General features: G+C 71.9%; 10 protein-coding genes and 1 pseudogene. 3 read left to right on the top strand and 8 right to left on the bottom strand.

Annotated features, from left to right (window positions below):
- Window positions 1–156: 156 nt before the first annotated feature.
- The gene (locus Asi03nite_RS04750) at window positions 157–1,374 is read left to right on the top strand and encodes a PQQ-dependent sugar dehydrogenase (protein WP_203677173.1); all 1,218 of its coding nucleotides are present in this window, start codon (window positions 157–159) and stop codon (window positions 1,372–1,374) included.
- Here Asi03nite_RS04750 and Asi03nite_RS04755 read toward each other — a convergent pair.
- The 3 genes and pseudogenes from Asi03nite_RS04755 to Asi03nite_RS04765 all read right to left on the bottom strand — a co-directional run bounded on the left by Asi03nite_RS04755 (window position 1,347) and on the right by Asi03nite_RS04765 (window position 4,476).
- On the bottom strand, window positions 1,347–2,813 hold the full coding sequence (locus Asi03nite_RS04755) for a cellulase family glycosylhydrolase (RefSeq protein WP_203677174.1): 1,467 nt from the start codon (window positions 2,811–2,813) through the stop codon (window positions 1,347–1,349). The two genes, Asi03nite_RS04750 and Asi03nite_RS04755, sit on opposite strands and share 28 nt — an antisense overlap.
- 139 nt (window positions 2,814–2,952) lie before the next feature.
- Window positions 2,953–3,096, bottom strand: a pseudogene (locus tag Asi03nite_RS04760) (universal stress protein); the annotation flags it as partial.
- A 72-nt stretch (window positions 3,097–3,168) separates the two neighbouring features.
- Window positions 3,169–4,476: a radical SAM protein gene (locus Asi03nite_RS04765; RefSeq protein ID WP_203677175.1), complete on the bottom strand. Its 1,308-nt coding sequence runs from the start codon at window positions 4,474–4,476 to the stop codon at window positions 3,169–3,171.
- A 40-nt stretch (window positions 4,477–4,516) separates the two neighbouring features.
- Between Asi03nite_RS04765 and Asi03nite_RS04770 the strand changes: the two genes are divergently transcribed.
- Complete coding sequence (locus tag Asi03nite_RS04770; RefSeq protein ID WP_203677176.1) at window positions 4,517–4,684, top strand: hypothetical protein; 168 nt, start codon at window positions 4,517–4,519, stop codon at window positions 4,682–4,684.
- A 481-nt stretch (window positions 4,685–5,165) separates the two neighbouring features.
- On the opposite strand, the gene Asi03nite_RS04775 is transcribed toward Asi03nite_RS04770, so the two are convergent.
- From Asi03nite_RS04775 to Asi03nite_RS04790, 4 genes are all read right to left on the bottom strand, one after another.
- Window positions 5,166–7,619 (bottom strand): glycoside hydrolase family 94 protein, encoded by a 2,454-nt coding sequence (locus tag Asi03nite_RS04775; RefSeq protein ID WP_203677177.1) that lies wholly within the window; start codon window positions 7,617–7,619, stop codon window positions 5,166–5,168.
- Window positions 7,620–7,743: 124 nt separating this feature from the next.
- Window positions 7,744–7,995: a hypothetical protein gene (locus Asi03nite_RS04780; RefSeq protein WP_203677178.1), complete on the bottom strand. Its 252-nt coding sequence runs from the start codon at window positions 7,993–7,995 to the stop codon at window positions 7,744–7,746.
- Window positions 7,992–9,587, bottom strand: a complete 1,596-nt coding sequence (locus Asi03nite_RS04785) for a radical SAM protein (protein ID WP_203677179.1) — start codon at window positions 9,585–9,587, stop codon at window positions 7,992–7,994. Before Asi03nite_RS04785 ends, Asi03nite_RS04780 begins: the two co-directional genes overlap by 4 nt.
- Window positions 9,575–10,330, bottom strand: a complete 756-nt coding sequence (locus Asi03nite_RS04790; protein ID WP_203677180.1) for a prolipoprotein diacylglyceryl transferase — start codon at window positions 10,328–10,330, stop codon at window positions 9,575–9,577. Before Asi03nite_RS04790 ends, Asi03nite_RS04785 begins: the two co-directional genes overlap by 13 nt.
- Before the next feature lie 330 nt (window positions 10,331–10,660).
- Between Asi03nite_RS04790 and Asi03nite_RS04795 the strand changes: the two genes are divergently transcribed.
- Complete coding sequence (locus Asi03nite_RS04795; RefSeq protein WP_203677181.1) at window positions 10,661–11,221, top strand: hypothetical protein; 561 nt, start codon at window positions 10,661–10,663, stop codon at window positions 11,219–11,221.
- A gap of 288 nt (window positions 11,222–11,509) precedes the next feature.
- On the opposite strand, the gene Asi03nite_RS04800 is transcribed toward Asi03nite_RS04795, so the two are convergent.
- Complete coding sequence (locus tag Asi03nite_RS04800) at window positions 11,510–12,922, bottom strand: MFS transporter (protein ID WP_203677182.1); 1,413 nt, start codon at window positions 12,920–12,922, stop codon at window positions 11,510–11,512.
- Window positions 12,923–13,174: the final 252 nt, after the last annotated feature.

Below are 13,174 nucleotides of genomic sequence, written 5' to 3' on the forward strand. Positions count from 1 at the left end.
GACCGCCGGAGCGGCGCGGACCGTCCGGCGGGCGCCCGAGCGGCGGCCCACCGTCCGGCAGGCCCGGAGCAACTGTCGGTGGTCCGGCGGGCGAGCCGGCGGCGGGGCGGCGACGCGGGGCTGGTTACCGGACGCGGAAGCGGGTAAGAGCGCCTCGTGACGACCGTTTCCCGCGCGATGCTGGCCGGCGGCCTGTCGCTCGCCCTGACGGCGTGCTCGACCACCGCGTCCTCGTCGCCACCGGCCGGCGGCCTGGTGGCCACCGCGGTCCAGGGCACCAGCCACCGGATCCACGCCCCGGCGGGCTGGACGGTCTCGCTCTGGGCATCGGTCCCCGGCGCCCGGCTGCTGGCCTGGGCGCCGGACGGGCGCCTGCTCGTCTCGCGCCCGAGGTTCGGCGACGTGGTCGCGCTCGGCCCCGCGCCGGGCGAGCAGCGCACGCTGGTCGCCGGACTGAACCAGCCGCACGGCCTGGCGTTCCGGAGAGACACGCTCTACGTGGCCGAAAGTGACCAGGTGAACACGTTCACGTACCGGAGTGGCGCGGTCTCCGCCCGGAAGGTGGTGATCCGTGGCCTGCCCGACGCGAGGAGCGCCGAGCTGGGCGGCGCTTACGCGCACGCGCTGAAGAGCGTGGCGGTCGGCCCGGACGGCACGATCTACGTCTCGGTCGGCTCGACCGGCAACGTGTCAGCCGAGGACCGGGACGCCACCCCGGAACGGGCCACCATTCTGAAGGCGCCGCCCGGCGGCGGGACGCCGGCCACCTTCGCCCGCGGGGTGCGCAACGGAACCGGGCTGGCGATCGCCCCGGACGGCGCGGTCTGGACCGCCGTCAACAGCCGGGACAACATCGCCGACCCGGCCGACGGCCGGGTCGAGCAGAGCTACGTCAACGACCACCCGCTGGAACCGCTGGCCAAGCTGACGCAGGGGCGGGACCTGGGCTGGCCGTACTGCAATCCGGACACCGACCGCACCTGGGACCGCGACTTCCAGCTGAACCCGGACGGCGCGAAGCTGGACTGCTCCAAGCTGCCGCGGGTCGAGCAGGGCATGGGAGCGCACTCCGCGCCGCTCGGCCTGAGTTTTGCCCGGCTCGCGCCGCCGTACGGCCAAGGTGCTCTGGTCGGGATCCACGGCTCGTGGAACCGGCAGCCGCCGCGGGCGCCCGAGGTTTCGTTCTTCGCGTGGAGTGCCGGGAACGTCGGCCCGCAGCGGACGCTGCTCGGCGGCTTCCAGGATTCCGAGGGCAACCGCTGGGGGCGGCCGGTGATGGCCGTGCAGGGCCCCGACCGGGCCATCTACGTGAGCGATGACCTGGCCGGAGCCGTTTACCGCGTCGTTCAGGAGATCGCGACGTCGTCGAAGTAGACGGTGCCGGTGTTGTCCGCCGACTTCAGGTGCAGTTGCACGGCGGCGGCGCCGGCCGGCGCGGTGGTCTCCACGACCAGCTTGGTCCAGCTGGTGTTGCCGGCGGGCAGCCGGTTCGAGGTGTTCTCGCTGATCCACTTGCCGTTCGCGTCGAACCAGCTCAGCGAGATCTCGGTGATGCCTGTGGCGTTGAGACCGCGGGCGTACGCTTCGGCCCGCCACCGGTAGCCGGGCTGCACCGGGGTGATCGGCGAGGTGCGCATCGACGGCAGCCCGGCGGTGGTGCGGGTGGTGCCGGTGAACCTCAGCGAGTACGAACCGCTGCGTGCCATGTCGGTGACGACCGTGCCGACCCCGGCCTCGGGCTGGTTCGCCTTCCAGGTCAGCTCGTTCGGCGGAGCCTCGAAGCCCAGGTTGAGGTAGCTGTTCGGCATGGTGCCGGTGGTCCACGCGGTACTCACGACCGAGGCGGCCAGCTTCGCGGTGCCGTCCGCGCGGTACAGCCCGTACGTGTACTGCGCGGGGATCGTGGAGACGATCGACTGGGACGGGATGGCGCCGGCCGAGAAGTCGTTGAGCGTCCACGGCGCGACCGACCCGACGCCCGCCTCGGTCGCCGCGCGGAACACCCGGGCCAGGTAGGCGGCCTGCTCGCCCTCGCTGGTGGCGCTGCTGCTCACGCCGGTCTCGCCGATCACGATCGGGGACGGCGAGACAGCTGCCTGCGCCTTGCGGATCTCCGCGAGCGAGCGTTCCGAGCTGCCGTAGAAGTGGAAGTCGTAGTAGTCCAGCGGGGTGCTCGCCAGGGCGTCCTTGATCTTCGCCATCCCGGCCGCGCCGGTGCCGCCGTCGACCGAGAGCGTCAGCGGCATGGCCGGGGCGGCCTCCCGGATCGCCGGGATGAGCTGCTTGACCCAGGCGACCGCGGCGGTGTCGTCCGGCCGGAACTCGTTCTTCAGCTCGACGGCGAGCACCCGGGGGTCGTCCTTGTACGGCTCGACGACAGCCTTTGCCCACGCGATGCTGCGGGTGACGTCGCCGTATCCCTCCCACCAGTCGAAGAGGGTCATCTTGACGGTCATCCCGTGGGAGTCGGCGATGCTGATGAACTTGCTCAGCCGCTCGGTGTACTCGGTCTTCGGCGTCGGGAACCCGAACGCGTCCGGGAAGACGATCAACCGTACGTCGTTGGCGCCCAGGCTCGCCGCCTTGGCCAGGTCCGCGTCGATGGCGACCGGGTCGAAGTTGGTCCACATGGCCGACCAGCCGGCGTCCGACGGATAGTAGTTGATCGTCTTGGCGCTGGTCACCGCGGACATCCGCGTGCTCAGGTCCGGCGCGACGGACTCGGCGCGCGCCGGCGTGGCGGTAAGCCCCATACCCAACAGCAACGAGGCGGTCAGGACAGCGGTGCGGACGCGGGGGCGGGAGTTCTTCATCAGGGGTCTCTGCCGTTCCGGGGGTTGCAGTTCGGTGGTGCCCCCCTCAATCGGGGGGTTTCACCGGGGTTGCAGCCCTTGCCTGAGGGCAAAGAGGTTGCGGCTCAGGAGCGTGGGATCGGAAAACCCGCAGAGATGATCACGGTACGACGGTGACCGGCCACTTCCCGCAGCGGACCAGTTTGACCGCGAGCGAGCCGGCGATCCGGTGCAGGATCCCGGCGGACCGTCCCACGATCACGGCGTCCGCCCGGGTCTCCCGGGCCGCGGCGGTCAGTTCGGTGAACGGCTCGGCCGGGCGCGCGGAGAGGCGCCCGGCGGCCGCTTCCGTCCGGAAGCGGCCGCCGGGCGGCGATCACTCCTCGGCGGGCAGGCTGTCCATGAAGGAGCTGACCGAGAAGACCGCCTTGCCGGCGCCGGCCGGGCCGTAGCCGGGCGGGCTGGTCAGCCCGTTGGCCTCCATCGTGGCGCGGTACGTCTCGAGCAGCCGGATGTGGTATTCCAGCGGGGCGCCGTTCGGGTTCGTCTTGCCCAGCGGTGTGGTCGGTTCCGGACACCAGGTGGTGAAGCGCGGCGTGATGCCCCGGGACATGAAGTACTGCAGGCCCTCGGCCGTCGAGTCGATCGCCTCGTCCACCGTGGTGAAGCCGAACGGCTCGGCCATCTCGATGCCGGCCACGAAGTTCGGGATGACGTTGCGCGGGCCGAACACCTCCGCCGACTCCAGGATGCGGCGGTGCCACTCCTCGCGGCCGACGTACCGTTCCTTGCCGGGGCAGTAGAGCTCGAACAGCCGCTTGTCCCAGACCTCGTAGTTCGGGTGGTAGATCCGGATGCCGTAGTCGTGGAACCGCTGCACGTCGGCGCGCGGCAGTGCCTGCGCCACCACCTTGCCGATCCAGCGGCCGGGGAAGCGCTCCTCGATGGCCTGGGCGTACTGCCCGTAGAAGTCGGCCTCGGTCTTGCCGCCCACCTGGGAGGTGACGCTGCCGCCGGTCAGCGTGTACGCCGTGGATGTCTTCAGCGTGTCGTGCCGGTCGATGATGGCGAGGGCTTCGAGAACCTCGTCGACCGGCTTGACCCCGGTGTACGGCCGGCCGGCCGCCTTGTGCTGGCGCCAGTTGTGGTTGATGTCGCAGTACTGGCACTCCTCCTTGGCGCCGAAGTACTGACAGACGCGGAAGACCGTGAGGTAGATCAGATAGCCCCACTGGATCGAGGGTGCGACCTCCATCACCTGCTTGCCGTTGGCCAGGGTGTGCCGGTAGTAGTCGGGCATCGGCGGCAGACCCACCTCAGCGATCGCCCGCCCCTCCAGGAACAGCATCAGGCGGCCGTCGGCGTCCGGCTTCACCCGGTACGGCGAGGACGGGTTGGTCCGCACCGAGACGACCGTGCGGCGCAGACCGTAGGGGCCGCCGGTGAGCACGATCTCCTCCGGCGGGCGGCGCAGCGCGGCCTCGCCCAGCTCGGGCAGCGTGCGGTGGTCGAACGAGAAGATGAAGTACGACTTGGGCTTGACGTCGCCGTTCTCGTTGTCGGTCAGCGCCGCGTCGTCGAACGCCAGACCGCCACGCAGCAGATCCTCCTTGATCACCGCTTCCCGCGGGACGTGCGGGAAGCGGCTCATCAAGTCCTCGATGAGGTCGGTGCGTGACTCCATGTGTCCTCCTGCGCTCGTTTCACCCCCAGGCTATGCCGCCGTGGATCAGGTGACGAACGGCCCGGTGGGCAGCGTGATGCAGCTATCGCTCGGGCAGTATGGCGCGGTGGACGACGACGACTTCATCTGGTCGCGGGTGCGGCGCTGGCGTGCCCGTCCGGACACGCGCAACGGCGCCGACCCGGCCGAGCTGACCTGCGGATCCTGAAGATCTCCGAGGAGGCCGGCGAGGCCGCGGGTACGACCGGAGCGAGCGATCGCAGGTTTTCGCCGGCGGCGCCGACGACATCCCGGCGCCGGCATCCGGGCGTAACGAGCGGCTCGCCGGTGGTCGCCACGTGAACTGTCACGTCTTCCGCCATCACGCTGACGGTGGGCACTCCGCCGATCGTTGCGGACGGGCCGACCGACGGTCTGCCGGCCGGCTTCACGAGGCCGGCGAGGTAATCCCGGGTGACGAAGTCGCCGAAGAACTTCGCCTCCGGCGAGACGGAGACCCAGTGGTCGCCCAGTTCCGCGCGGCGATCAGTGGAACGACGAACATCTTCACGCGCCGGCCTCCCCGTAGAACGCGAGCGAGCCTAGCGCAGAAGGACAACGGGGCGGGGCCGGCATCCGGTGCACCTGCGGGCGCGGCCCGCGCTCCCGTTGTCGTGCTGCGCTCGGCGCGGAGCGCGGCGGGACGGTTGTCACGCTCCTTCGACCACTGCCTCCACGCGTACCACCGCGCCGGCCGGCGCCGGCGGCACCAGCGTGCCCTCGACCCGTTCGCCGTCGACCAGCAGACGGGTCACCCGCCCGGTCGCCCCGGCCGGCTTGCGGACGGTGATCTCGTAGGTGGCGCCGCGGTAGGCCCGGGTGGCCGTGAAGCCGGGCCACGCGGCCGGCAGCACCGGGTCGACGCGCAGCCCGGAAAGCTCCGGCCGCAGGCCGAGGATCCACTGGGTGACGGCCACGAAGTTCCATGCCGCGGCGCCGGTCAACCAGGAGTTCTTGGCCTCGCCGTGGGTCGGCGCGTCACGGCCGGCGATCATCTGGGCGTAGACGTACGGCTCGCAGCGGTGCACCTCGCTGAGCTGCTCCCGCGCCGAGGGGTTGATGCGCCGGTAGTAGTCGAAGGCCCGGTCGCCGTTGCCCACGATGGCCTCGGCGATCATGATCCACGGGTTGGTGTGGCAGAAGATCCCGGCGTTCTCCTTGTAGCCGGGCGGGTAAGTGGAGATCTCGCCCAGCTCGATCCGGTAGCTGGAGTACGCCGGTTGCTGAAGGACGATGCCGTGCGGGGTGGCCAGACGTTCGGCGACGCTGTCCAGCGCGCGGGCGGCCAGCCCGTCCTCCCGGCCCACCCCGGCCAGCACGCACATGCCCTGCGGCTCGACGAAGATCTGCCCCTCGTCGTTCTCGCCGGAGCCGATCGGGTAGCCGTAGAAGTCGTAGGCGCGGCGGAACCAGGCGCCGTCCCAGCCGTGCTCGGTGACCGTGCCGGTCATCTTCTCGGCCGCGGCCCGGTACTCGGCCTCCTCCTCCGGCCGGCCCCGCAGTGCGGCGATGCCGGCCAGCTCCTTGGCGGCCAGCACGAACTGGCCGGCGATGAAGACCGACTCGGCCTGCCCGCCGGTGGCGTTCTGGGTGGTCTGGAACGGCTCGCCGGAGGTGTCGGAGAAGCAGTTGAGGTTCAGGCAGTCGTTCCAGTCGGCCCGGCCGATCAGCGGCAGCCCGTGCGGGCCGAGCCGGTCCAGCGTGTACTGGAGGGATCGGCGCAGGTGCTCGTAGAGGGAGACCTCGCTGCCGGGCTCGTTGTCGAAGGGCACCGGCTCGTCGAGGATGGTCTGGTCCCCGGTCTCCTTGAGATAGGCGGAGACGCCCAGGACCAGCCAGAGCGGATCGTCGTTGAATCCGTCGCCGATGTCGTTGTTGCCGCGCTTGGTCAGCGGCTGGTACTGGTGGTACGCGCCGCCGGTGGCCATCTGGGTGGCCGCGATGTCCAGGATCCGCTCGCGGGCGCGTTCCGGGAGGATGTGCACGAAGCCGAGCAGGTCCTGGTTGGAGTCGCGGAAGCCCATGCCCCGCCCGATGCCTGACTCGAAGGATGACGCCGACCGGCTCAGGTTGAAGGTGACCAGGCACTGATAGGCGTTCCAGATGTTGACCATCCGGTCGGTGTCGGTGTCCGGGGTGCTCACCCGTAGCGCTCCCAGCAGCCGGTCCCAGTGTGCGGTGAGGGCGGCGAAACCCTTGGCCACGGTCTCCGGGCGCAGCCAGTGCTCGACGACCGGCCGGACGTGCCGCTTGTTCAGCGTCTGCGAACCGGGCGGGTCGAACTTGTCGCCGCGCGGGTTCTCCGCGTATCCCAGCACGAAGATCACCTCGCGGGACTCGCCGGGCCCCAGCGAGAGCCGGACGTGATGGCTGCCGATCGGCGACCAGCCGTGCGCGACCGAGCCGGACGCGGCGCCGCGCTCGACGGCGGCCGGGCGATCCCAGCCGCGGTAGGCGCCGAGGAACGCCTCGCGCTGGGTGTCGAAGCCGTCCGGCATCTGCGAGCAGGCGAAGTACGCGAAGTGGTCGCGCCGTTCCCGGTACTCGGTCTTGTGGTAGATGACGCCGCCGTCGACCTCGACCTGGCCGGTGGAGAAGTTGCGCTGGAAGTTCGTCGCGTCGTCCTGGGCGTCCCAGAGGCAGAACTCCACGGCGGAGAAGAGCGAGAGCTCGGCGGGGGTGTCCCGCTCGTTGGTCACGGTGGCCCGCCAGACCTCGAGGGTCTCGCCGAGGGGCACGAAGTAGAGCGTCTCGGCGCGGATGCCGCGCCGGGCGGAGGCGATCCGGGTGTACGACAGTCCGTGCCGGCACTCGTAGTCGTCCAGGTCCCGCCGGGTCGGCTGCCAGGACGGCGACCAGTAGTCGCCGGTCGCGTCGTCGCGCAGGTAGAGGTAGCGGCCACCGACGTCGAGCGGGGCGTTGTTGTAGCGGTAGCGGGTCAGCCGGCGCAGCCGGGCGTCGCGGTAGAAGGAGTATCCGCCCGCGGTGTTGGAGATCAGTCCGAAGTACTCCTCGGTGCCGAGATAGTTGATCCAGGGCAGCGGGGTGTCCGGCCGCTCGATGACGTACTCGCGGGTCCGGTCGTCGAAGTGTCCGTAACGCACCAAGCACCTCCGTATGGTCGTCTGGGAGCGCTCCCATCACCGGAGTGTAAACACAGTCACTCCTCGTTCGGGCATCTGTCGCGGAACTGTCCGTCACATCGAGAGATTCAGATCTGTGCGGATCTCAGAGCCAGCCGCCCACCTGCCGGCCGGCTCCCACGAGACCGGCCAGCAGGATGACCAGCAGATAACCGATCACCAACCGCACGTCCCGCAGCAGGCAGGACGATCGCCGCAGCCCGAGCCGGCGGGCCCGCAGGTAGCCGGCCAGACCGAGCCCGGCGAAGAACACCACGGCCAGCGGCCCGGCCAGCCAGGCCAGGGCCGCCACCGTGGCGTACACGCAGAGCCGCAGCGGGTCCGGCGGCGTGCTCATCCCGGGCTCCGGGCCAGGCGCTGGCCGGCCAGGGCGGGCCAGGCCTGCACCGCGCAGAACGGCGCGCACTGCTCCCCACCGGCACGCCCGCCGCCCGCGTCCCGGGCGGCGGGTCCGGTGCCGGTGTCCGGAGCGACGCGCCGGGTGCTCACGTGCACGCAGCACTGCAGCAGCCGCTCCTCGATCATGGTGGCGACGTCCATGAACGGCTTCACGGTGATCCGCTTGACCCGCTCGGCGAGCAGCCCGCGCAGCCGGTGGCGTCCACCCGGCGCCACCAGCGCCGCGAGTGTGCCGATGCCCAGGTCACAGCCGGTACAGATGTCACGCCACAGATCGCCGATCCGCGGGTGCGACAGCGACGACTGCTCGGAGAGCAGCCCGAGCACCGACTCCCGCACGGCCCGGCGAAGCTCGGCGGGCAGGTCCGCGTCGGCGATCCGGTTGGCCACCGTCTCCGGCGCCTCGGCCAGCAGCGACAGCAGCTTCCCGGGCCCGATCAGCGAGGTCAGCGAACGCCACCGCCCGCCGTCGTCGCGCAGCAGGTAGCCGACCGAGCAGCAGTGCGGGTGCGAGCAGGGCAGGGCGGTCAGATCGCGCCAGGTCACCCGGCCGCCGGTCTGCGGCCCGAGCCGGGCCAGTACCCCGGTGTGGGTCAGCCGGTCGGTCCAGTCGATCGGCCCGGAGCGGCCGGAGCCGAACTGCGGCTGGACGGTGACCCCGCCGACGTACGGCGTCTCCAGCGCCCGGTCGATCACGGCCCCGATCTCGCCGTCGTTGACCCCGAGCGCCGCGGTCATGGTGAGCGTGGTGAACACCCCGGCCGCCGAGAGCCGCTCGATCGCCCGCTCCTTCTGCCGGGTGAGGTCGGCGCCGCGATGGTGCCGGTGGGCGTGGCCGGACACCCCGTCGTACTGGAGGTAGACCTCGGCCCGCTCCCGGTGGCTCGCGATCAGCTCGAGCAGCGCGTCGTCGCGGGCGACGGTCAGCCCGTTGGTGTTGATCAGCACCCGCACGATGGGCCGGGCCGCCACCTCGGCGAGCAGTTCCGGCAGGCCGGGGTGGAGCGTCGGCTCGCCGCCGGAGAGCATCAGCACGTCCAGGCGGCCGTTCTCCCGGTCCAGGCGGGCGTCGATGCCGGCCAGCACGTCAGCCACCGGCACCGGCTCCCCGGCGCCGGGCGCCGACTCGGTGAAGCAGGTGGGGCAGCGCAGGTTGCAGCCGTCGGTGAGGTCGGTGAGCAGGATGCAGGTGTGCTGGGTCTGCATTTCCGGCAGCCCGTCCAGGTAGGCCGCGGGCACCGGCGCGAAGTTGCCGGCCCGGTCGGGCACGTGACGCTTGGTGGGTGCGGTCCACTGCTCCAGGTAGGCCAGGATCGCCGGGTCCTCGTCGTAGAGGGTGCGGACCAGGCCGTGCCGGGGGCAGCCGCGCTCCAGCCACACCCGGTCGTCGCGGATCGCCAGCCATCCGGAGAGCCGGGGCACCGCGGCCAGGTCCCGCCCGGGGTCCTCGGCGTGGCAGTGCGGGCAGAACGCGTTGACGTACCGGTGGATCCGGTCGCCGCGCAGCGGCATGCCGGTCATCTCGCCCATGCGTTCTCCCCGGTGGTCGCCAGGGCGCGCAGCCGCCAGCCGAGCAGCGGCAGGCAGCCCAGCAGGAAGAGCTGCGGCCGGGTCAGGCCGGCCACGGCGATTTCGTTGCCGCGGACGAACTCGACAGCGAACCGGAACGCCGCATACGCGGCGAGAAACCCGGTGAAGAGGGCGTCCGGCCGGCTGATCCGCTCGCGCAGGGCGATCAGCGAGGTCAGGGCCAGAAGATGGAAGACGATTTCGTACGCGTACGACGGGTGCAGCGGCACCCCGCCCGGCGTCCCGGGGAAGCGGGCGGCGTCGGCCGCGGTCAGCGTCACCCCCCAGGACGTGCCGGTCGGCGTGCCCGGCCGCTCGGTGCACAGGCAGCCGATCCGGCCCACCGCCAGCCCGGCCGCGACCGCGGGCGCGAACAGGTCGCCCGATCGCCGCCGGTACCCGCAGAGCCGCTTGGCGACGAGGACCCCCAGATACGCGCCGGCGAGCCCGGACAGGACGCTGCGGCCGCCGTGCAGCCACTGCTCGGCGAGGCTCGCGTGCGGGGCGGGGCGCAGGTCCCGCGCCCACCCGGCGAGCCGGCTGCCCAGCAGCCCGCCGACGAGCGCCCCGGCGACCAGATACCACAGCCGCGGGTCGGACCGGTCGCGGCGGCGCACCTCGTGGGCGAACACCGCGCCGGCCACGACGAGCCCCGCACCGGTGAAGAGGTCATGCGCCCCCGCCGGGAGAAGGCCAATTTGCACCGTTTCACGCTATAACATGATCGTCGTGGGCTCGACGATCCGGCCGAAGGCGTACCCATGAATCCGACCGACTCGTGGCGCGGCCTCGACCAGCGGCTCGAAGCGACCCTGCGGGCGTGCGGCGTTCCCCCGGCCGCGGTCGAGCCGATCCCACCCCAGCCGGCCCCGCCACCGTTCCCGCCGCCACCGTTCCCGCCGTCGCCCGCTCCGCCGTCGCCCGCTCCGCCGTCGCCCGCTCCGCCGTCGCCCGCTCCGCCGTCGCCCGCTCCGCCGGAGGTCCCACCGCAGCCGGTCCCGCCGCAGGGCCCGCCACCGCAGTCTCCCCCGCCCTTGTCACCGCAGCCGGTCCCGCCACCGGCTGGGATGTTCGCCGACCCGCCCGGCACGCGGCGGCCGCGCCGCGACGTCCGGATCCGCGAGGCGCCGCCCGGCACGGACCTGTTCGCGACGGCCGGCGACGTCTGGAGGCGGGGTGGCTGCCAGGTCGACGACACCTACACCGGATCCGGCCGGACCGTGGTGGCCCACGACCCCGCGGGCTACGTGCTCGTCCTGACCGAAAGTGCCGGCGCCGCGGCCGTCCTGAGCGTGCTGGGACCGCCCACCTCGCGCCGCGACCCGCGCCTGATCCTCGGCGTGGTCACCGGAGCGGTCCTCGGCCCGGTCGCCACCTGCGCGTCGTTCCTGTTCGCGCTGGACCGATCCGCCTTCTCGGAGCGCTGGCCCGCGTCGGGCGCCTGGCTGATGTGGATCTGGCTGCCGCTGCTCCTCGCCGTCGGTGGCCTGCTGCTGGCCTCCGCCTCGACCCGGCGTTTCGGCACCGGCCTGTTGATCGGCTGTGCCGCCACCGGAATAGCCACCTCCGGCATCTGCACCGCGATGCTGCGCTGACCGTCCATCCAGCCACTCCCAGGTCCCGGGTCGAACAACCCCACACCCCGGGACGACCGTGCGGCTGCGCCGGCCACCCGGCCGCGCCGGAGATCTCGCCGGTGGAGGTGCTGGGCCTCATCCGTGCCGCGTCCGAGTTCCGGGTGCGGGTCCGCGCCGGCGACACCGAGCTGACCTGGTCGCCGGGCCGGCTGGGCGCGCGGGAGACCGGCGGCCGCCCCGGCGCGGCGGGTCTGATCGGAGCTCGCCGACGAACTGGTGCGGGAGTCCGCCTGACGGTCCGGGCCGTCAGGAGGCGGTTCGCTGTGGTGACTGCGCCGGTGCCCGGCCGGCCCGGTGGCGGGACGCGAGCACGTCGGTGATCGCCGCGATCAGCGCGGCGACGACGAAGGCGATGGTGACCGAGAGGGAGGTACGGAACGCGAGCCCCCAGTCCCCGCCGTGGTGCGCGAGCCGGTTGAAGAAGACCGCGCCCACGCCGGCGATGCCGATCGCGGTGCCGATGCGCTGGCCGGTCTGCAGCACCGCGGCCGCGCTGCCGGCCCGTCGCACCGGGACCTCGCTGAGCGTCAGCGTCTGGTTGGGACTGATCACCAGGCCACTGCCCAGGCCGGCGACCAGCAGCGGGACGACAGTGGCCCACCCGGCCGCGGACCCGTCGACGAAGTGCAGGACCAGGACCGTGCCGGCCAGGCCGACCGCGACCGTGGCCAGGCCGGCGACCACCAGCGACCGGCCGGTGCGGGTGACCTTGCGCCCGCCGACCGCCGCGGTGACCGCAGAGCCCAGCGCGAACGGCGTGATCGCCAGGCCGGCCTGCAGCGCGGAGTAGTGCAGCCCGTTCTGCAGGAACAGCGTGTAGGTGAAGAAGATCGACGTGAAGCCGCCGAAGTAGAGCACACCGACCAGGGCGCCCAACGCGTACGACCGCACCCGGAACAGTCCGAGATCGATCACCGAGGTGGCGTGCCGGCCGAAGCGCCGTTCCCACACCCAGAACCCGGCGAGCACCGCGACCCCGGCGACCACCAGCAGCCACTTGCCCGCGCCCGGCCACTCGCGCTCCTGCACCAGCGGCAGCAGCAGCAGGAACACGCCGGCCCCGAGCAGCGCCACGCCCACCGGATCCAGGCTCTCGTGATCGCGCCGCTCCCGCGGCCGGACCGGGATCCAGCGGTGCCCGAGCGCGATGGCCACCAGCCCGATCGGCACGTTGATGTAGAAGATCCAGCGCCAGCCCTGCTCGGCGCCGAACCCCTGGATCAGCAGGCCGCCGAGCAGCGGGCCGACCGCTGTGGAGACGCCGATCGTGGCGCCCAGCAGCCCGAACGGCCTGCCGCGCTCCTCCGGCCGGAACAACTGCTGGATCAGGCCGGAGACCTGCGGGTTCACCATGCCGGCGGCGGCGCCCTGGACCAGCCGGGCGACGATCAGCCAGAGCGAGCCGGTGGCCAGGCCGGCGGCGGCGCTGGAGAGGGTGAACAACGCGAGGCCGAGCATGAAGATGTTGCGCCGGCCGCGGGCGTCGCCGTACCGCCCGGCCGGGACGAGCAGCAGACCGAACGTCAGCGCGTAACCGGACAGCACCCACTGCAGCTCACCCGAGCCGAGGTCCAGGTCCGACCGGATCGAGGGCAGGGCCACGTTAACGATGCTGACGTCGAGCAGGGTCATGAAGCCGGCGACCAGGGCGACGCTCATCGCCCGCCAGCGGTTCTGGGGTGTCACCACCGGCGAATATCCCGGGAACCGGGCCGGCAAACGGATATCCGCGTGGCTCGATTCCGCTGCGACGCGACGACCACCCGCGGGAAAGCCGAACCGGGCCGGATACCCCGAAAACGAATGACCATTCCATTTTGTACGGGGTGAAAGTGCGTACAAAAATTGACTGAATGGATTCTCCCGCAGTGGGCGGCAGATTCAGGCAGTGGAAGCATTCGACTCGACGGG

The sequence above is a fragment of the Actinoplanes siamensis genome (genome assembly GCF_016862395.1).
Taxonomy (GTDB): domain Bacteria; phylum Actinomycetota; class Actinomycetes; order Mycobacteriales; family Micromonosporaceae; genus Actinoplanes; species Actinoplanes siamensis.

Excerpts from the sequence above, each read along its gene's own strand:
- Asi03nite_RS04755 (WP_203677174.1), bottom strand. The coding sequence starts at position 2,813 with ATGAAGAACTCCCGCCCCCGCGTCCGCACCGCTGTCCTGACCGCCTCG.
- Asi03nite_RS04765 (WP_203677175.1), bottom strand. The coding sequence starts at position 4,476 with ATGGAGTCACGCACCGACCTCATCGAGGACTTGATGAGCCGCTTCCCG.
- Asi03nite_RS04780 (WP_203677178.1), bottom strand. The coding sequence starts at position 7,995 with ATGAGCACGCCGCCGGACCCGCTGCGGCTCTGCGTGTACGCCACGGTG.
- Asi03nite_RS04785 (WP_203677179.1), bottom strand. The coding sequence starts at position 9,587 with ATGGGCGAGATGACCGGCATGCCGCTGCGCGGCGACCGGATCCACCGG.
- Asi03nite_RS04800 (WP_203677182.1), bottom strand. The coding sequence starts at position 12,922 with ATGAGCGTCGCCCTGGTCGCCGGCTTCATGACCCTGCTCGACGTCAGC.